Source organism: Streptomyces purpurogeneiscleroticus (assembly GCF_020024005.1).
GTDB lineage: Bacteria > Actinomycetota > Actinomycetes > Streptomycetales > Streptomycetaceae > Streptomyces > Streptomyces purpurogeneiscleroticus.
Map to the genome: position 1 here is coordinate 1 of NZ_NHSG01000160.1, position 19,527 is coordinate 19,527.

10 protein-coding genes, 1 tRNA gene and 1 pseudogene are annotated in these 19,527 nt (G+C 67.5%); 4 read left to right on the plus strand and 8 right to left on the minus strand.

Annotated features, from left to right (window positions below; all coding sequences use genetic code 11):
- Positions 1–28: 28 nt before the first annotated feature.
- The 4 genes from CCS38_RS09160 to CCS38_RS09175 form a co-directional block, all read right to left on the minus strand.
- Complete coding sequence (locus CCS38_RS09160) at positions 29–3,286, minus strand: helicase-related protein (RefSeq protein WP_223732702.1); 3,258 nt, start codon at positions 3,284–3,286, stop codon at positions 29–31.
- Positions 3,283–5,187: a UvrD-helicase domain-containing protein gene (locus CCS38_RS09165; protein WP_223732703.1), complete on the minus strand. Its 1,905-nt coding sequence runs from the start codon at positions 5,185–5,187 to the stop codon at positions 3,283–3,285. Before CCS38_RS09165 ends, CCS38_RS09160 begins: the two co-directional genes overlap by 4 nt.
- Positions 5,184–9,956, minus strand: coding sequence for a sacsin N-terminal ATP-binding-like domain-containing protein (locus CCS38_RS09170; RefSeq protein WP_372457029.1), 4,773 nt, complete (start codon positions 9,954–9,956; stop codon positions 5,184–5,186). The genes CCS38_RS09165 and CCS38_RS09170 overlap by 4 nt, the downstream gene beginning before the upstream one ends.
- 191 nt (positions 9,957–10,147) lie before the next feature.
- Positions 10,148–10,357 (minus strand): hypothetical protein, encoded by a 210-nt coding sequence (locus CCS38_RS09175; RefSeq protein ID WP_223732704.1) that lies wholly within the window; start codon positions 10,355–10,357, stop codon positions 10,148–10,150.
- A 532-nt stretch (positions 10,358–10,889) separates the two neighbouring features.
- On the opposite strand from CCS38_RS09175, the gene CCS38_RS09180 reads away from it, so the two are divergent.
- From CCS38_RS09180 to CCS38_RS09190, 3 genes are read left to right on the plus strand one after another with little or no spacing between them, the layout of a single operon-like run.
- Positions 10,890–13,040 (plus strand): helix-turn-helix transcriptional regulator, encoded by a 2,151-nt coding sequence (locus tag CCS38_RS09180; protein ID WP_223732705.1) that lies wholly within the window; start codon positions 10,890–10,892, stop codon positions 13,038–13,040.
- A gap of 3 nt (positions 13,041–13,043) precedes the next feature.
- A complete protein-coding gene (locus tag CCS38_RS09185) occupies positions 13,044–14,039 on the plus strand; it encodes a hypothetical protein (protein ID WP_223732706.1) in 996 nt (331 codons plus the stop codon).
- Positions 14,036–14,914 carry a DUF6339 family protein gene (locus tag CCS38_RS09190; protein WP_223732707.1) on the plus strand — a complete coding sequence of 293 codons (879 nt, stop codon included), beginning with the start codon at positions 14,036–14,038 and terminating at the stop codon, positions 14,912–14,914. The genes CCS38_RS09185 and CCS38_RS09190 overlap by 4 nt, the downstream gene beginning before the upstream one ends.
- Positions 14,915–14,934: 20 nt before the next feature.
- Here CCS38_RS09190 and CCS38_RS09195 read toward each other — a convergent pair whose 3' ends face one another.
- From CCS38_RS09195 to CCS38_RS35665, 4 genes and pseudogenes are all read right to left on the minus strand, one after another.
- The gene (locus tag CCS38_RS09195; RefSeq protein WP_223732708.1) at positions 14,935–16,314 is read right to left on the minus strand and encodes a DNA cytosine methyltransferase; all 1,380 of its coding nucleotides are present in this window, start codon (positions 16,312–16,314) and stop codon (positions 14,935–14,937) included.
- Between the two features lie 11 nt (positions 16,315–16,325).
- Entirely contained in the window at positions 16,326–17,321 is a 996-nt protein-coding gene (locus CCS38_RS09200) for a DNA cytosine methyltransferase (RefSeq protein WP_223732709.1), read from the minus strand.
- A pseudogene (locus tag CCS38_RS09205) lies at positions 17,318–17,707 on the minus strand (very short patch repair endonuclease). The gene CCS38_RS09200 and the pseudogene CCS38_RS09205 overlap by 4 nt, the downstream one beginning before the upstream one ends.
- A gap of 527 nt (positions 17,708–18,234) precedes the next feature.
- The gene (locus CCS38_RS35665) at positions 18,235–18,900 is read right to left on the minus strand and encodes a hypothetical protein (RefSeq protein WP_372457030.1); all 666 of its coding nucleotides are present in this window, start codon (positions 18,898–18,900) and stop codon (positions 18,235–18,237) included.
- A gap of 405 nt (positions 18,901–19,305) precedes the next feature.
- Between CCS38_RS35665 and CCS38_RS09220 the strand changes: the two genes are divergently transcribed.
- Positions 19,306–19,430, plus strand: a tRNA-Ser gene (locus CCS38_RS09220).
- The last annotated feature ends 97 nt before the right edge of the window (positions 19,431–19,527 follow it).

The window sequence follows — 19,527 nt, forward strand, 5'->3', positions numbered from 1 at the left end:
GTCCGGCGACGGCGGGCGGGGGGCGGGGTCATCGGGTTCCCTCCATGAACAGGGCGGTCTCGGCGTCGACGTCGCGCAGGCTCCACAACGTGGAATATGCCTCGGCGCCCTGGGACTCGTCGTCGTACGCCTTCAGGAGCGAAGGGGTACGACTGTCCCTCTGAGGCTCGAACAGCAGGCCGTTGTGGATGTCGGCCGCGTCGCACCACCAATCGACGAACTCGTCGAAGGCCCGCGACACGGCGTCGGTCTCCTCCTGGGTGACCGCCTCCACGCGCTCCAGGAGAATCGACTTGATGCGGCCCCGGAGCACGTCCTCGTAGGACTCGACCTGGCCGGCGCCCTCGTTGGGTCGGGCAGCGGGGATCATGATGCGGGCGAGGGCGACGATCACCGCGTGCAGGCCCCGGTCACGGGCGCGGGCAGAGAACGGGGTGACAGAGGTGGATTCGACCTCGCGGTACAGGGCCGAGTGGAAATGCTGGAAGCTCTCGTAGTGGGAACGGTCCCGAGACCGGGTCGAGTTGAGCATGACCGCGACCAGGCCGGGGTGCGCGCGGCCGACCCGGCTGGTGGCCTGGATGTATTCGGCGGTCGTCTGCGGCTGACCCATCACGGCCATGAGACCGAGGCGGTCCACGTCCACGCCGACCGCGATCATGTTGGTGGCCAGCAGGACGTCCACTGTGTCCTCGTCGGGCAGCCGCTTCTCGATGCCCTTGAGGCGGGTGGGGATCTCGCTGGCGTCGATCCGACTCGTCAGCTCCGAGTAGTTGGCGACCGAGCGGACCTCCACTCCCTCGCGCTCGGCGAGCAGCTCCAGATAGGCCATCACGTCGTCATGGACCTGGAGTTCGGCCGCGGACAGCAGCCGGAGGCTGTTGAAGTAGCCGATGAGGCTCCAGTACGCATCGCGCACCTCGTCGTCGGTCTTCGCCTGCTTGGCCCGGTGCAGCAGGGTGGCGTACGTGCGGATCAGGAGGGTGGACTGGCTGGTAGCGGGGGCCAGGAGGCCGACGTAGCGGCGGCTCGCCTTCTCCTCACGTGGTGTTTCCACGGCGAACCACGAGTCGCGGGCATCCAGACCGGCAGGCGGGAACTGCCGTACATCGCGGGCGAAGAGGTGGCGTCCCTGGTCGGCGGCGCGACGGATGGTTGCCGTGGAGGCGATCACCTTGGGCTGGTCGGCGAGTGCGTCTACCGCTGTCTCGTAGAGGCCGGTGAGGGTTCCCAACGGGCCTGAGATCAGATGGAGTTCGTCCTGGACGATCAGTTCCGGGGGAGGGGTGCCGCCGGCCGGGTCGTCGTCGCGGTTGAAGAGTGCGGAGGTCGCGGGACGCCATGGCATCGACGCGAACTTGTCGACGGTGGCGATCACCAGGGTCGGCCTTGCGTCGTACACCGCCTCGTCGATCAGGTGGACGGGTAGGCCGTCGGCGAAGTCGCAGCCCGCGCCAGGGCATCGGATGTGCATCCGCTTGGCGTCCTCGTCGACTTCATAGTTCCGCGCGTCGAGGCGGGTTCCGCACCAGGGGCAGGCGTGCAGCTGGACGGGGTTCTCGGTGGCGAGGCGTTTGTCGAGGTTCCTCCGCAGCTCGTCGAGCTTCAGGCCTGCCACGTCCAGCGTGTTGGGGGTGGCCGAACGTCCCACCCACATGCCGACGGAGAACCTCTCATGGCCCAGTTCGGTTGTCCGGCGTCGCATGTGCTCCATGGCACAGAGCAGGATCGCCGCGCGCTCGAACTGCTGGAGGGTGAGCAGCCGCAGCGTGTACCGCATGAGCACGGTGACCCCGCCGCCGTCCGCGCCCTTGCGGATGCGACGCAGGAACGATGTGAGGGCGATCAGCCCGAGGTAGGCCTCTGTCTTGCCACCACCGGTGGGGAACCAGAGCAGGTCGGAGATCTGCCGATCGTGGTGCGCGGGGTCGTCGATGCCGGCCAGGCAGAGCAGCACGAACGCGATCTGGAAGGGGCGCCAGCGACCGGCGGCCGGGTCGGGGACGCCGACGCGTCCGCCCTTCACCCAGGCACTGCGGGCGCGCTGGTCGGCCATTGCGTGATTGGCGAGTCGGAAAGCCCTCATCAGATCGGGCTTGGTCCGCAACAGCTCGATGCCCTCACGGATACGGTCGAGCGCCTCGCGGCAGGCCGTCACCTGCTCTCGCGCGGGCTTCTCGTGGGGGGTGCCTGTCAGAGCGTCCGCCTCGGCCGACTTGCAGTCGATCCAGTGTTCGTACCCCGTGGCGAGCCCATTCAGAGCGGCCAGGACTTCGGCGTCGGACCGCTCGGCCAGCCCCAGCATGGACAGCGCCGAGCTGTCGATCTCCGGGTTGGAGTCGGTGAGCAGTACCTCCACGGTGGGTACGAACTGGGTCCGCACCTCGCGGACGGCGGGCGGTTCGGATTCGGTCACGCCGATCGGCGACGGAGACCAGTCCCACTCGGCGGCGCAGCCGTGGCCGATCGCGAAGGTCGGGGCGTGGCGGTGCAGCAACCGACTCGTGGCGATCTCCGGGTCGTGGTCGGCCGCCGGGGCGGGACGCTCGACGAACGCGGTGGAGCCGTCGGCTGCCCGGACTGTCAGACCGCACTGGAACAGGGAGAAGGCGTCCTGGAGATCCCACTCCCCGACCTTCTGCGTGTTGATCAACGTGACCGTGATCGTGACCGTGCCGTTGGCCTGGTCGAGACGCCGGACGTTGACGTGCAGCGCGGCTTCCGGGGTCAGTGTGATCCTCACCTTCGGATCCGGCCGGGTCACGTCGATGGTCTGGTCAGGGAGGGCGAGTTCCTTGCGCCGCCACCGCTCCCTCTGGTCGGCGGTGGTACGGGCCTCGGCGCGGCGGGCCGGGACGCGCTTGCCCTCGGCGTCGGTGGGTTCGTAGACGGCCGCACGGGCCGAGACCACGATCGAACTGCTTATAGCCGGGCGGACCGCGAAAGTGAGACCCATAGAGGAGGGTCGCCTGTCCCCCGAGGCGCCGACCTCCTGCGCGGTGCCCGACTCCTCGACGTCGTCGCGGGAGAGCAGAGGCGCGGCGTCCAGACCTTGCTGTTCGCCGGCGTCGTCGTCCTGCTGCTCCTTCGCGGCTCTGTCCGCGGCACGCGGATACAGCACGCCGGTCAGATAGCGGTCGATCGGCGCGTCCTGGCTGAGCACCTCGTCCCGGTCCTCCGGCTCGCAGTCCTCGGCGGGGCCCAGGAGTTCACGGCGGAGCCCCACCAGGAGTTCCTCGTCCCGGACCCGGTAGTGCTCGGAGTGTCGGCCTGCCACCTGCGTCATGCGCGCTGCTCCTCGTAGTTGTCGGCTCTCCGGTACCGGCCGATGCCGGTGATCCGCGGGACGATCCACACGCCTCGATCCCCAAGACCGGCGTTGGCGCCGGCGGCGGTGCTGCCCGTCACGGTCTCCAGGGTGTCGATCCGCAGGCCGTGGATCTCGTCGGGCCACCAGGCGTCCCAGGTGCGGTTCACCTTCTGCACCTGGAACAGGTCCTCGTGAAACCTCCGCGAGGCCTCGCCGATCTCCCGCCCTTCGTGCACCAGGGCGTACGGCGGGCTCTCCGTCTCGCCCATCGGCAGGTCGTGGCGTCTGCGCAGCAGCACCTCCTGGCCGGGACGGACCTCTTCCAGGAGATACGCCTGGGTGGCGACGGCGTCCGTCTCCTGGCCGGGCGGGTCGTCACGGTTCACGTCGCCCGGCCCGGCGACGATCCCGTACCTGTCGTACGACCGCCACGATCCGAGGTAGCGCCTGCCGTGGTACCGGCTCCCCGCCGTTCTGAAGAGCGGCAGCTCGGGAGGGAGCACGTGGTACAGGTCCTGGCGGGCACGTGTCATCGCCACGTACAGGGCGCGGGCCTCAGCGGGCAGGTCCAACCGGTCCTGGTACCGCTTGTGGAGTTCGGCGAGGGTCGGTGGAGTCAGGACGATCACCCGGTCGAACTCCAGGCCCTTGGCTCGGTGCACCGTCGAGACGACGACGTGGGCCGTCTCCGGGTCGGCCGCCTCGTCGGGGAATCCGCCCTGGGCGACCACCCGGCGCAACCGGTCCAGATCGAGCACGCCGCGTCCCGCCCCGCGCGCGGCCCGACGCAGCACCGTCCACAGGGCGGTGGCGTCGGGTTCGTACGGGAGTGGGATGTCCGCGAGGAGCGTACGGAACCGGTCCTCGGTGAGGGCGTTCGCCTCCGTGCGGCGCAGCAACTCGGCCACCCAGTACGGCACCGGGCGCTCCTCCAGGGGGCGCCGCAGCCGGTGATCGATGCCGTGGGCGTGCAGCAGGTCGGAGACCACGAGGGACTGCTGGTTGTCACGGGTGAGGACGGCGCATGTATCGGAGAGGTCGCGCAGGCCGTCCAGAGTGAACTCGTCGTGCAGGCCGTCCATGCAGTTCGCCGGATCCAGGAGGAGGTCGCGCAGTTCGTCGTAGAGCGTTCCCGCCTCGTCCGGATCGCTCAGTTGTTGGAGCCGGGGGCCGAGCGCCAGCGCGACCCGGGCCTCGGTGGTGGTGGCCCGGAAGTTTTGGGTGAGGTGCAGCTCCACCAGGTCGTCGGGATAGGAGCAGCGCAGCCAGTCGAAGAACCGGCCGGTCTCATCGCTGCGTTCGTCCAGGTCCTCGATCTGGAAGCCGTACACGGACTGGGCGGCGTCGCCGACGACGGTGAAGCCGCAGCTGTCCTGATACCGGTCGAGAAGTGTCTCCACCAGCTCGCGGCGCCCACCCAGCAGGTCCTGCACCTCGTCGATCACGACATGGGCGGGTGGGACCGCGTCGCCGATCTCCAGCGCGCCCTTCTCGATCGCGCGGGTCGCGGCGGCAATCCGTTCGTCGAAGCCGACCTCTCCCCACTCGCCGTCCGGATGCGCCTGGAGGAGCACCTCGTAGGCCCACGCGTCGAACGTACGGGCGCGTACCCGGTGGGCTCGTTCCCCGTGCCGGGAGATCCGCTCGCGCAACTCCCGTGCGGCGGCCCGGGAGAATGTGAGCACCAGGATCTCCGCCGCCTCTAGCGCCTGTTCGGGGCCCTCCTGACCGCACAGGGCGTCGAGTCGACGTACCAGGGTGTGGGTCTTTCCGGCACCGGCGCCTGCGGTGACCAGGACACGAGCGTCCCAGGGCTGTTCGACCACGGCCAGTTGCTCGTCGGTGAGCGGTGGGCTGTCCTGGTAGGCGTCGGTCACTTCCGGCTCCAGAGGTGCTCGAACTGAGTGAAGGCAAGGTGCGTGTCGAAGTTGGCGATGTTGTCGCTGACATTGAGGATCAGGCAGCTCTCCTTGCCGCCGTTCAGAGGTCCGCGCAGTCCGCGACCGATCATCTGCTGGTACACGTTGGTGCTGTAGACCGGTCGGGCCACGACCACGGCACGAGTGGCTGGCGCGTCGAATCCCTGGGTGAGCACACCGTAGTTGGTGAGGACCCGGATGTGTTCGCGTCGGAAGTTCTCGATGCGATTGCGGCGGTCCTGCGTGCTGGTCGTCGAGTCCACGGCGGCGGAGGGGACACCCCGGTCGTTGAGCATGGCTGCCAAGTATTTGGCGTGGTCGACTGAGGTGGCGAAGAGCAAGATCTGCCAGTCGTCCGGCAGTTCGGCCACCGAGTCGACGATGCGCCGACTGCGCGCGTGGTCGTCGGCAAGCCGCTGTTCGGCGGAGCGAGAGAGCATGGCCATGCGATCGGCGTGCGTCTTCTCGTCGCGGGTGAGTTCGATTCGACCGCCCTCAAGGGTGCGGTGCTCGACCTGGGCGAGCATCCTCCAGTCCTGTAGGTCGCGATACGGATCGCCCGATGGGAAGACTCCTTCGTCGAGCCGCCGATTGCCGAAGCGGCTGACCAGGCGGCGGGTCTCTTCCTCATTGGTGTTCCGGAACGGGGTGGCGGTCAGGCCCAGGAGATGCCGGCCGGTCTCGTACTGGGTGAGCCCCAAATGGCTCAGGATCTCTGTGTATCGCTTGGAGATGGCGGTGTGCGCCTCATCCACGATCACCAGCACGGCCTGACGCAACCAGGCGTACTGGTCAGTACCAAGGCACCGCTCCAGCTTGGCGTCGGTGGCGACCACCAGGTGCGGGTGGTCGACGACGTCGCCGACCTCGTTGGTGCTCCACAGCCGGCTGACGGTGAGCGGGCGTTCGGCGCCGACCTTGCTCCAAACGAACTTCCAGCTCTGGACGGCCTGTTCGCACAGTTCCTCGGTCTGTGCGATCCACAGCAGCGGACCCTTGAGGTCACCGACCCGCTTCACCCAGCGGATCACGGCCTCGGCAGTGACCCGGGTCTTGCCGGCGCCCGTGGGCAGGGACAGCATGCCGCGCTGAGGGGCCAGTCGGTCGAGCATGGTGGAGATGTTCCGGACCAGGTCCTCCTGGTACTCGTGGAGGCTCGGGAAGTCACGAGGGCCCTCGACGGTCTCGAATGGAGGCGGAGACGGAGTCCTCGAACCGGCGAACGCGACAGGCAGCTTCAGTTCTGAGACGAAGGCGATGGCCGCCGACGAACCCCCGTACGCGACCGGGGCGTTGGGAAAGCGTGCCTGGATGTCCCGGGCATGCTGCTGGAGCACTCCGTCACCGTGCGCGTTGAACGCCATCTGAGCGATCCGGCGCCCGGACGGCTCTACGCCGTCGTTCGCCTGCAACTCGGCTTCCATCAATCCCTCGGGGAGCCCGGTCCGGAGTGCGTCGGCACCGATCAGCAGCTCGATCTTGGCCACCACGTCCTCGGCCTCGCGCACCGCTTTCTGCGCCGCCTTCAGCTCGCTGTCCCGCGCCATACGGTCCTGGTGCTCCAGTACCGCACGGCAACCGGCAGTACCGAGGCCCAGGCCGAGTTCACGGTCGATCAGTCGCAGCATCGGCTCGGGGTCCAGAGGGACGCGGACCTTGACGGTGCTGTCCTGACGCACGGCGTCCAGGGGGGAGGCGTGCGTGCCGTTGGGTGTGCGGGTGACCTCCTCCAGTTCGCTGCACCGTTGCACCATGCTGTTGCGGTTCCCGCTGTTCAGACGCTGCCGCAGGGCGGGGAACAGCTCGACCAGCGGAACGGGGTCGCCCTCTGTGACTTCACGGGTCTCCAGGCTGATCACGTCGGCATAGCGGAGCATGCCCCACTTCTCGATCATCAGCTCGGCATCGTCGGTGGTCGGTACGAGCAGCGCCGGGAGTTGCTCGACGCGCAGCGCCTGGTACTGAGCGGTCCCGACGGCGACGGTGATCTCGCTGTCGGGCCGTGTCCCCCAAGCGTCGCCGATCCGGCAACGGGTCAGGGAGTCCTCGGGGAAGTCCGCGCCGAACCGGGTCAGCATCACGTAGGTGGCGCCCACGAAGGAGTCGTCCTCGCTGCGGGTCACCTCGTCGAGGAGTGCGTCCCAACGGTCGGCGGGGACCTCGTCGACGGTGGTCGGGAGCCGCAGCCTGCGGGCCTTCTCGGGGGAGATGTCGGCGACCGGCAGCACGTCTCGGTAACCGGCGAGCTGCGGGCCGACGGCTTCCCTCAGCGGTTTGATGCCCTGGGAGGTGCCGATCGTGCCGAACTTCATCAGCATCCACCGGATGGGCGAGGGCACCGGCTGTCGGGTGTTGGTCTGCGCGCCGATCTGGCGAGTCCAGTTGTCCACCACGGCGTCGTCGGGCAGCACCTTCAGGAAGGCGGCGCGGGATTCCTCCGAGAGGGCGCGGAAGAGGTGGAGCGGGCCGCCGATCGGGGCACCCTCGACCTTCATCCGGTTCAGTGCGGGGCGAGGGGCGCTACTGTCCAGGCGGCGCAGATAGGCGGCGTGGAGGGCTTCGCGGTACTCCTCGAACCACGGCTCGCCCTCCTGGGGCCGGACCCCGCCGTACGGTCGTTCCCGCAGACCGATCTGGGCGAAGAAGGGGGTGTCGTCGGAGTGGAACGCCATGTCGACGGCAATGCTCGGGTCCCGCTTCGCGTCGACCACGACACCCGGCAGCATGCAGTCCTCGACCGGCCGGAACCGGCCGTCGGCGGTCCGCACACGCAGCGTTGAGCGTGCTGCGGGCACCCGCTCCAGGACCTTGTGGGTCAGGCGACGGACCCCCGCCTGGCGGAACAGCTCCCAAAACCGTTCCCAGTCCGATTGGCTGTAGTGGTCGAAGCCCTGGTCGAGAACGCTGTCGAACCGGCCCTCGACATCGGCTTCCCGGATGCCCAGGACGTCAAGCGCGTGCGCCAGCGACGGGTCCTGGGCGAGCTCGTCGACCACGTACACCAGGGACTCGCGCAGTCCGTCCTGGTCGGTACGGCGGTAGACCTTGCCGTGTACAGGGGCGACGAGACCATGCTCCTCGGTGAGGACGATGTGGGCTTTGCGGGCGTCCTCGACGAACGGGGACTTGACCTCGATCATGTCGGCGAGAATGCGGATTGCCGTTGCGGAGGCCTGCACGGTGCCGTTCTCGACAAGGGCCTCCAACCAATCGCGAACGTCGGCTCGTTGGTGCTTGGCCGCATCAAGGATGTGTTCGACCTTGCCGGAGCGCAGAGAATTCACTTCGACACTCGGATGCAGCCAGTTCGACGGGCGGTCCTGACACTCGTTCCACAGTCGCAGCCAACGGAGGAGAGACTTCGATTCCTTCTTCGGGTCCTTGGGACGAGGATGCACCCGCAGCTCGGTCGGCACGCGCAGCACGCCGTCCTGGTCAGGAAGCGATGCGTTCACCGCGGTACGCATCCAGATCTCCTCGGTCAGAAATTCGTCCGCCCAACTGATCGCCTCCTTCACACGGCCGGGCAGCAGGGGGAGATAGGCGGCCGGGTCCTCGGCGGGCGCCAAGGCCGGGAGCGACTCGACGACCAGTTGTGCGGCCGCTCTGATCATCTCCTGGTTGAAGGGGGAGGAGTCGAGGAGATTCTGCCGGTCCTCGTTCGTCTTCCAGGCGCCGTTGAGGATGCCGCTCAACGACATCTCGTACTTGGTCGGGAAGAAGGACCAGAACTTGCCGCGTCCGCGCGAGCGTGGACTGACGTACAGGCCGCTCTCCTGATCCTTCTCCAGGGTCGGGACACCCCAGGCGAGGCTGAGCAAGAGCCGGTCATGCAGCTCTCCGGCGTCGTTGCGGGCCGCCGGACCGGGTTCGTGGGTGGTGGTGAACACGCGCCACCGGTCGGTGGTGACGGCCTTCCCGGTTCGCTCCTCGATCACAGTGTGCAGGTCGCCGGCCTGCTGGGCGGTCAGCGTCCGACGGGCCATGGGCCGAGGCCGGCGGTCCTCCAGCACGACCTTCGCGACGTGCGGCGAGAAGAGTTGGAAGCCGGCCGGGAACTCCTCGCGGGGCTCGCCGTGGTCCTTGGCGCGACCACCGTGCATGTCCCGGCCCAGCCGGTCGTCGGCCTTCGGAAGCAGGGGCAGGCGAACGACGGTGGTGGCCCAGCTCAGGAGCTCGTTCAGGACGTGATCGGAGGCGCGCTCGGCCTGCACGTCCAGAGGTCGGGCCATCCGCAGCACGGGGGCGTCGAACTCCGGGCCGTAGCGTGCCGTCACGCCGGGCACAGCCTTGATCTGCTCGTACGACCAGGCGCGGTCGAATCCGAAACTTCCGGTGCTGCTGAAGAATTCCGGTGCGTCGGTCACCACGAGAACCGATTTGATGCCCACCCCGAAACGCCCGATCTGGCCCCCACGCTTCTTCGACATACTCATCCGAAGAATTGTCTCCGCACCTTCCGGGGTCACCGGGTTACCCTCGTTCGCGCAGTACAAATGGGTTTCCGTGAGGACAACATAAACTCGCCCGCCCTGCTCGTCGGCCATTTCGTCCGCCGCGTTCTGAACGAGCTCGAAAAGCTGGCGGTCGCCATATCCGCCCTGGGTAATACGACGCTCGCCATTTGCGTGCTCGGCCACGAGACCAGGGTCAACGGCGTAAGTCTGGAGGACACGCGAGGACTGTTCGAGAACGGTTTGAATTACCAGCGAGGACGAAGACGGCACTGCTACTGCGCTCCTGGGTTGTCAAAGGTTCGGGCGAAGATCGAACGGAGGGCCGGCCATCGGCATCGTCGGTCGGCCCGTGTTCGTCGTGGCTTTGGGGGTGATTTCCACAGTGCCTTCGTGAAGCGGCGGGCTCACGGCGAAGGCGTTGGTTGTTGCGAGACTGATACTTCGGCCCGCGACGTGCTGAATCAGGCCGGGGGAGCGGTATCGTCCGGCAGCCCTTGAACCAGCTTGGCCAAGGAGGGGAACCGGTTGACGAATTCCTCTTCAGGTACGTCGAAACGGTCAAGAATAATCTGAACCTCGGCCCTGCTGCTGGCCATCTTCATGCCCAACCAAAATGAATTGGACTCCCGCTGTGAGTCCAACGACTCGTCATCGTCCTGCTGCTCATTCATTGAGTGATCCACCCCTAAGGTCGCATCGTGCAGTTGCACAGGGGTGTATTCGAGCGCACGTCCCCCGTGTGAAATGAAATGGATAAGTTGGAACTTCGAGTGGGACTTCCTCCCGATGAATCAAGCTAGGAGGTCGAGCCTTGTATGGCCAGTCCTTTTCGGAAGGTACTTCTGCGTGAGGTTACGGCGGTGTGTAGGGCTGAATTTTGGGCGCACTTCTCTCTTTGTCGCCTGGCCCGCCCTTTTCGGGTTTCGTGAGCGAGATGGAATCCCCATCGTCAACGACGGTATCGACCGTCACTCGAATGTGCAACCCCAACTCCCGCTCGCTCGACGGGAGTTGGACGCTCCGCTTGAGGAAGTGACGCAAAGAGGTTGAAGAGTGCACATTCGGGACAAGTTGGACACTAGGTCGAAGTGACCGGATGATCGAGCTCGATCAACTGTTGGTTGACACTGCCACGCGCGTCAAATTAACCTCGTGGTCCACGACATGTGATCAGCATGGGACCGAGGAAAGAGCAGGCGACGCGTGGAGACAGGTGAGGAGTTCGGGCCCTGGTTGGCCCGACAGCTCAAGCTCGCGGGGAAGACGCAGGCCGAACTGGCCGACGAGCTCAAGCTGACCCGGGCTGCCGTGTCCGCGTGGATCACCGGCAGATCGACTCCTCGCCCGACCGTCATGACGGACATCGCCCGGGCGCTCGGCACGGATGTGGGCACGGTGCACACTCGCACCACCGACACCCAGGCCGGCCTCCCGGTCACCTGGTACCACCGCCCCGGCTACCCCGACGGCGGCCGTGACCTGGGAAATGCCGCCGCCTTCGCCTTCGACGCCGATGTGCAGGTACTGGCCCGCGAGACCTGCCAGAACAGCCTCGACGAGCGATTGACGGCGAACGGCCGCCCGGTCAAGGTCCGCTACACCCTGCACGAGCTCACCGGTGAGGCCCTGGACGCCTTCCGGGAAGCCATCCTCTGGAACGACCTCTTTCCGCACTACTCCGCCGTCTCGGAGACCGCCGGTAACCAGAAGGTCGGTCGGGTCGTGGACGCCGGGGTGCGCGACATGTACGAGAAGGGCCGCCTGGTCCTGCTGCGGGTCGACGACTACAACGCTTCCGGGCTCATCGGCGACGACTACGCGGACGGCAAGTTCGCCGCCGTGGTCAGACGTCAACTGGAGAGCCTCAAGTCCGGGCCCAGCGCGGGTGGTTCGTACGGTCTGGGCAAGGCGACACTGTGGGCCACCAGCGCCCTCGGACTCGTACTCATCAACTCCACCTTGTCCGTGCCTCACGAGGGACGCACCGAGCGACGAGTCATCGGCCGTCTCGAACTGCCCTGGCGTGAGGTGGACGGCGAGCCGTACGCGGGCCCCGCATGGTTCGGGCGTCCCGACCCCGATTCGCCAGGTGCCATGGTCGCCCGTTCCTGGTGGGCGGATGAGGAGACCGTGGCACGCCTGCATCTGGCCAGGGAGAGTGACGAACCCGGTACGTCCTTCCTCATCGTCGGTGCGCACGACGTGGCCACCCTCGAGGGGAAGACCGATGCCGACGACGAGTCCATCGGTGACGAGGAGGGTGACGAGGACACGCGTGACATCAGCAAGATGCACGAGCGTCTGGTCGAGGCGCTGGGACGTGATTTCTGGGCCGCGATGACCGGCGGCGGCAGCAGGCTCCCCCTCCTGGAGGTTTCCGTCCGTGCTCTGAAGAACGGCAAGGAGGTCGTGCCGGAGAAGCAGGTGGACCCGTCTGTTGAGCAGCCCGCCCGGACTCGTGCCCTGAGGGCGCACTACGAGGGCACCACGGTGGATCGCCTCACCGAGGCCGGACAGGTGGCGGCGCGGAGCGTCCCGTTGAAGCTTCCGCTCTCCGGCGGCGCCCGGGGGACGCTCGGTACGCACCAGGGGGTGCTGCTGGTCACCGAGGCCGAGGGGGACAGGGACGGGGACGGCGGGAAGAACCAGGTGCACTCGTTGCGCGGCAACCGCATGACCGTCAGGAGGGCCGGCGTTCAGAGGCTGCCGATCGGAACCAATCCCTTCCAAGCCGTTCTGTTGGTGGGCGAGGCAGCCGGAGAAGGGGCCCCCTTCGCGAAGGAGGCCGAGGAGTTCCTGCGTGCGGCGGAACCGCCTGAGCACGACCGTTGGGGACAGACGGAGGAGCTGACCCTGCGCTGGTCGCCGTCCGCATACCGGCGGATCAACGAGCTGACCACTGCGGTCAACAGCGCGGTCAGAGAACTTGTCGCACGGCCGAAGCGCACCAGCCGCGAAGGCGGCGAGGCCGTACGCAAGGCGTTGACCGTGAAGAGAAAACCCAAGGCCAAGGCGTCCGCCGGGCCGGTGGTTCCGGTGCTGGACCTGCTCGATGCGACAGTCGGTGACGACGGGGAGTGGCGGATCACCGCCGAAGTGAGCATCCCGCGTGGCGACGAGATCGTCCCGATGACGCCGGTCGCACAGCTCGACGTGCGTTCCGGTGGCCGCCCGAAGCTGGAATGGGCCGAGCTCGTGGCGGTCGAGGGCTGTGAGGTGGAGGACGGGACCTTGCGCTTCCCGCCCGGGACGCGTCGCGCGAAGTTCCGAGGATTCACCGACGTCGCCAGCCACCCGGTCAAGACGCTACTCACCCGCCTCGTCGTCGAACTCCGTGCCGGCAAGGGGGAGTGACGCGTGAAGATCTACCCGTACAAGCGGCTCAACCGGCCGGTGACGCTCAGGGTGACCTCGGTTGCCCTCAAGCTCTCCGACGGCACCCGTGACCAGCTGGAGACCACCGCGTATTCGACTCAGCAGCAGGCCGTCGCGCTCGGCATCGCGGGGCACACCGACTGGATCAGCGCCACGATCGGTCTCTCGGCGACGCTGCCGCCCGGGGCGAATGCGCCGGACGCGGCTTGGTCCGATCTGAGTGTCCTCGCCGTACTGACGGACGGCGAGACCAACATCCGCACCTCAGCGGAACTCACGCGCGACGCGCCGGAGGGCCGGGACTGGTCCGGTTCCCTGGACGTGCTCCGTGACGACCACGTGGCACGAGCTTCCCTCGCTGCGTACGCGGTCGGGACAGTCGACGGAGTGCGCGGACGGTCGATCGCGGAGACCGACCGGGACTGGATCATCGACACGGTCTCCGACGAGCCGGTCCGTGGGCTCCAACTGGACGTCCAGACGGTGTCGTTCAAGAGAAGCTCCCGGGAGTGGCTCCAGGCTTACGCCGACGCGCCCTGGACGGTGGACGCCTCGGCCAGAGTCCCTACCGTCTTCGTGAACACCGATGTCGAGGGTGTCATCGGCCTGTTGGACGGCAACGGCTCGGGTGTGGAGAGCAAGGTGCGGGACCTCCTGGTCGCCCAGATGGCCACCGACGTCTGGACCGCGGTGTTCCAGGGTGCCATCGGCGATCTGGAGGTGGAACCCGGCGGCGGCCCGGTCTTCCCGACCGACTGGCGGGGCGAGGTGCTGCGGGAGATGCTTCCGGACGTGATTCCCGGCGTGCACGTCGAGGAGGCCCTCCGACAGGTCCACCGCCGACGTACTGGCGACTCGGGGTGGGTGGAGCTCCAGACGCGTATCCACTACGCAGCGGTTCGCCGTGCCGATGCCTCCAAGGCACTCGCCTATGCCATCCGAAGCCTGGAACAGATGAACCGCGAGAGTGAGACGTGATCACCCAACCGACCCACGTACCCGAGCGCTTGGGACTGCTCGCCACCTCGGCCGTCGATCCGTTCCTCACCGAGGAACTGCTCAAAGGCGAACAGGTTCACGGCGGCATCGATCTCGCCAAGGTCGTCGAGCCGCTCCCCGAGGACGATGCCAGGTGGTGGGTCGAACCGATCCGGAGCTTGGTGGAGGACGCCATGTTCGAGTTCCGGGACGACCGCACCCGAGCTGATGCATGGCTCGCGCCACGACTCCACGCCACGTTGCGTCTCACGCGGCGCGAGGCGGCGGACAAGCGCCTGTGGAACCATCTCGCCCTGGCCGTGGCTCCCGACTATGTGGCCTGGCGGCATCTATCGGAGCCGACGGCGAACAGGCCGGAGAGGCGCATCGCAGCAGAGCGCTTCCGTGGCCCTGCGGATCGACAGTGCTTCTCCCGTCTGTGGTGGGCGGCTGAGCTGTTCCGGAACGGGTCGGACTATGAGCCGGTCCAGGCCGCCTGCGGAAATCAGGACCTCGTCCACACTGTTCTGCGGATGGATGTGATCGATCACCGTCCCACTGCCCAGGCTCTGGTCCGTCTCCTGCAGAGCGGGCTTGTCACCACCGGGCGAGAGATCAACGGTCTCTGCGTCGCGATCAGCACGGCCGGGGCGACCCTCACCTACGACGTCCTCGCACCGGACGAGCCCAGAGACCCTGCCAGATTGCGGGACTGGATCGCGGAGGCGGAATCGGCGCCGCCGGTCGAGCGGTACGAACTTCCGAAGGGGCCAGACGAGGACCTCGTGCGGGAGGAGTCCGTGGCCGCACTCACCAGCTACTTCGCGGAGCTGTTCGAGACTGCGCCGGTCAGGGGCAGGAAGACCGGGGACTGACCAAGCGCCGTCCTCGGCTACTACTTCGCCGGCGCCTTCTTGCTCTTGCGCGAACGCACGGAAGAGGGCGGCGGCACCTGGTCCTTGGGCTGTGGGCACCTGTCGGTGCAGGCGTCGGCGGCCCCGCAGCCGTTACTTCGCAGCTTGGCCCGCTGTTCCTCCGTGGCCGCCTGCCACGGCTTCCTCAGCTCCTCCGGGTCCGGCTTGGGGAGTCCGAGAGCGGAACTCAGCAGGTGCGCACCGAACAGCGGCGGTACGGCGTTGCCTACCTGCTGGGCTTGCGCAGTACCGGACCACGGATAGTCCGGCGGGAAGCTCTGCAGCATCCCGGCCTCGTTCATGCTGAACCGCGGGCCCTCGTAGACGATGTTCTCGTCGAGGTGTTGGAAGACTACGAAGCGGCTGATTTTGCCGGTGACGGTGAAGGCAGGCTGCTGTTCGCTTCGCACGCCTCGCCGCCCGGGGTTGCTGGAGCTACCGTAGTTCGAGCGAACCAGGAACGGAGCGCGGCGCCCCGGATGTGAGCCCGCCGGGTTCGCAAGGACCTCACCCATCGACCTCCAGGGCAGCAGAGCCTCTTCGTCTGTTGCCTGGTGCTCCTCGGCCTCCGGCCCGGTGCCGTTGTAGAGAGTCGGCTGATGGACCTGGCCCGCGGCCTGGTCGTGTTCATTCTTCCCGTTCCTTCGGTTCCATTCCTTGACTTCGTAGGAATGGTGGGTCGGCGAGGGAAGCGAGGGCTCACCAAGCCCTTCACGCCGGGCGATCAGCACCGCGCGGGACCGCGTCTGCGGAACCCCGTAGGTCTCGGTATCGAGGACATCGACGACGACCTTGTACTTGGTTCCGTCGGGGAGCCCTGTCTCTTCCAGCACCTTGGCGTAGTGCTTCCAGAGCTCCTCGACCTCGCGGACCTGTTCCAGGACGATGACGTCGTACGGGCGCTTCTCCCGGTTCGGGCTCCGGGTCGCCTGAATGGCATATCGGAGGGGCTCGAGGACCAGTGCAGTGCGTGGATCGCTGAGCCTCTTCAGGTCTTTGTCGATCTCCTCGTCGGGATCCCCCGCCATCAGCCGCTCGATGTACTCCTTGACCCGCTCCAATGCCTGGCGTCCGGCGCCGTGCCCGGCCACCGAGTACGTCTGGCACGGAGGGCCGCCTGCGAGCACGTTGATCTCCGGCGGCAGGGACTCGAAGGAATCCCTGCGTACCGCGCTCACGTCGGCGTGAAGGGTATCCAGCCCGGCCGCGTATCGCGTGAGGCACGCACTTCTGTCCCACTCGATGCCGAGACTCGGGATGTCGAGCGCGTGCCCAGCGACATCCAGCCCTCCGGGTCCTGCGAAGAGGTCCAGGACAAAGGGCTTGTCGAGGATGGACTGGTGGTGCGCCGAACTGGTCATGTGGTGGAAGTTTAGCCGGCCGCGGGGACTCCCGGATCCCCGTTCAACGCTTCGGCGAGAGCCCGTCCCAGCGCCTCTCCGACAGGCGGCGGGGTCGCGTGCCCGATCTGGCGGTACCGGGCGGTCTTGCGGCCGGAGATCTCCCACGCTTCGGGGAAGCCTTGGAGGAGGGCGGTCTGGTCCACCGTGATCCGTACCAGTCCGTCGTCCCCGAGTGACGGATCCCACGTGAAGTCGGGGCCGGGCGGCTCGTTCCCGAACGACTTCGTGTAGACCCCCATCCGTCGCCACTTGGCCTTCGTGCCGCTCGGTCCGAAGTCGGGGCCTCCGTGCGTCTTGGATCCGCCCACCAAGGTCGGTGCCACACGCGTCGCCTGGGCCGCCCAACGGTCGGCGTCCGGCCAACCGCAGGAACGCATCGACGGCGCCAGCGCCTCTCCGACCGACACGTGTTCGTGGACGCTGGGGCAGGGCGGCCGGAAGGCGCTCGCCCACTGCTGCTTGACGGCCACGAGGATGCCATGCATGCGGTCCTGGGGCACTCCGAAGTCGGAAGCGTTCAGGATGAACCAGGTCAGTGCGTAGCCGAGGTGCTCCAGCTCTTCGCGGAGGAAGTCCCGTATCGGCGCCAGGGAGTCCTCGTCGACCAGGGTGGGCACGTTCTCGATGATCAGTGCACGTGGCTGGACGGCGTGGACCAGATAGGCAGTCGCCTCGATCAGGCGCAACTCGATGTTCGACGACTGGCGCGTCACCGTCGCACTCGACCTCACCCTGGGGAGACCGGCTGCCAGCAGATCGACGTCGTACACCTCGGGGTGGTCCACGGGGTCGAAGTCGAGAAGGTCCGCTTTCAGCACGTTCCAATGGAGCCGGTTGGCTTTGAGCGTGTCGCAGGCGGACGACTCGTTGTCCAGGAGGAGTCGAGGCGTGAAGCCCACTCGTTCCAGCCCCAGAGCGAGTCCACCTGCCCCCGAGCACACGTCGAGAAAGCTCAGTCCGCTCAACGATTCCTCCCCCGTCCCCGCTGGACCTTCCGCCGCTCCACCGCCGCCGCGATACGGAGAGCCACGTCATCCGGTGCTTCATGCTGCACCTCCCAGCCGGCCGCTACGACGTGCTCCGTGGTCTACGTATCACGCGCCATGTTGCGGTCCAACTTCTGGCGCCACCACTCTGCGTTCGACGTCGATTGCGTCGCGTGTTCGGGGCGGCCGTGCCAGAAGCATCCGTCGATCAGGACAGCTACTTCGACCGAGGTGAACGCCACGTCGATCCGGCGCCGCGCCATGCCTGGCACCGGGTACTCCACGCGGTAGCGCAGGCCGGCCGCGTGCAGGAGGCGTCGGACCAGCAGTTCGGCGGCCGTGCCCTTGCTCGCCTGCCTGCTCATGCGTGCGGAGACGGAGCGCGACGACAGCTTCATTGTGCTCAAGGCGGCTGTGCCTCACGATCGTGGCTCGGTCCCGACGACAGTCGAGTCCGTGGCGGTCGAGCCGCCGAACTACGGCTGTCGTGTCGATTCCATCACGGGGCCGAGCGCTGCCGCACCGGATTCCGCCTGCCGGCCGTACCGCCGATGCAGGCAGCCTCGGGCATCGCCGTATCAGCCCTGTCGCCCGTTTTCAGGCCCCGGGCCGCAGTGACAGGCGTCGTAGTTCTGAGTGGACCCGCACCCCCGCGCCCCTCTCCGGCGGCCATGCGGCGGACGCGGTGGCGGCCGTAGAGGTTCCGTGCCCTCCTGCAGCAACAGGTGGGCGGCCTCCGTCTGGGTTTCGGTCGCTGATTCCAGTTCGTCGTGGGCTTCGACGGATTCCGCAGCGATCAGTCAGGGGGCCGGGTCGCGGGGCGGTGAGGCGGATGCCCTCGAAGATCGCCCTGCCCTCGGCCTCGTGACCGTGCTCTCAAAGTTCGAGGCTTTCACAGGGGAGGGTTGTCCAGGTCGGCGGTGGCCGACAGCAGGCGGTCGTGGAGCGTGGTCGCGGCGGGGCGGTCGGTGATGTCGGGGAGCAGGGGGGCGGCGTTGCCGCGGTACTGGCCCTTGCTGCTCGTCGCGGCCGCCGTCGTGCCCGGTGTTGTCCTGCTGTTCGCCGTGGGGCGGTGCAGGCCTGGCGAACCGTCTGGCCTGCTGTGACCGTGCAGGCCACGCCCATCCTGCTGCTCGGGACCGTGATGTCCAGGGCGATCAACGCTGCCGGAGCGGGTCTTCCAGCGCGTCCCGCCTCGACGGCCGGCGCTCGCCGTGACCGGGGTCGCGGGGTGGTGCTGCGGGGGTGCGAGTGCGCCTCGGTGTCCGTCAACGCCGTCGTCATGGGCCGGCGGTGGCTGCGATTCGGGAGGGCGGAGTGGTTGCGGCCCGTCGTACGGCATCAGCACGACGGGCATCGCGACGGCGGCAGTCGGTGGGACGAGTGGTGCTGTCCCGTTGGTCATCCGGTCGGTCGCTGCCGGAACCGTTGACTCTGCCAGTTCCTTGAGTTCGGTGGCTATGTCCACGTCGCGCCGGATGCTCTCGGCGAGCTCTTCCGCCGCCTGAGCCACCTCGGTCGGTCCCAGGATGTGGAGCCTGGGCGCACTTTCTGCCATGCGGTCAGCAGCTTCCTTCGGCGGGTTCGCGCCCGGTGATCCGGAGTCTCCCGGCAGATCTGCAGAGGCAATGAGGGCGAAGACGCTCGTCCCGGACTGCCAGGAAACCTTCGTACGCCTGAAGCCGCTGTTGCCGAAGCCTGCACCGACGACCGTGCCGGCCAGGCCGACACGGCAGCCACCAAGGCGACCACAAGCTCCATCATGACGAGACATCATCGCGGTGATGTCTCGTCAGGCGGAATGGGGCGTCCTGTGCCCCTGGTTGCGCCACCCAATGCCTCGCTCCACAACCAACCCGGAACACCGCTGACCCCAGCATGATGAGAGGTAGTGGTCACCACGCTGTCGTGCGTGAGCGATGCGTGAGCGGAACGGGATGGCACCCGTTGGATCGAGCGCCACGCCGCCAAGTCCGGCAAGACTCTGACCTGGCAAAACAGGACTGAACATGATCACGCATCACTGTCCGACACACGCTTGCACCCCTCGTAATGCGTAGGTCAAGGGTTCGATTCCCTTAGGCGGCTCGGCGAGGGGAAGCCCCAGGTCACACCGTGACCTGGGGCTTTTTCCGTTGTCGGGGGCGGAGCGCCGCTGGAGGCCGGGGCGGAGCCGGGGCTCGGG

Excerpts from the sequence above, each read along its gene's own strand:
- CCS38_RS09160 (WP_223732702.1), bottom strand. The coding sequence starts at position 3,286 with ATGACGCAGGTGGCAGGCCGACACTCCGAGCACTACCGGGTCCGGGAC.
- CCS38_RS09175 (WP_223732704.1), bottom strand. The coding sequence starts at position 10,357 with ATGAATGAGCAGCAGGACGATGACGAGTCGTTGGACTCACAGCGGGAG.
- CCS38_RS09195 (WP_223732708.1), bottom strand. The coding sequence starts at position 16,314 with ATGACCAGTTCGGCGCACCACCAGTCCATCCTCGACAAGCCCTTTGTC.
- CCS38_RS35665 (WP_372457030.1), bottom strand. The coding sequence starts at position 18,900 with ATGGCAGAAAGTGCGCCCAGGCTCCACATCCTGGGACCGACCGAGGTG.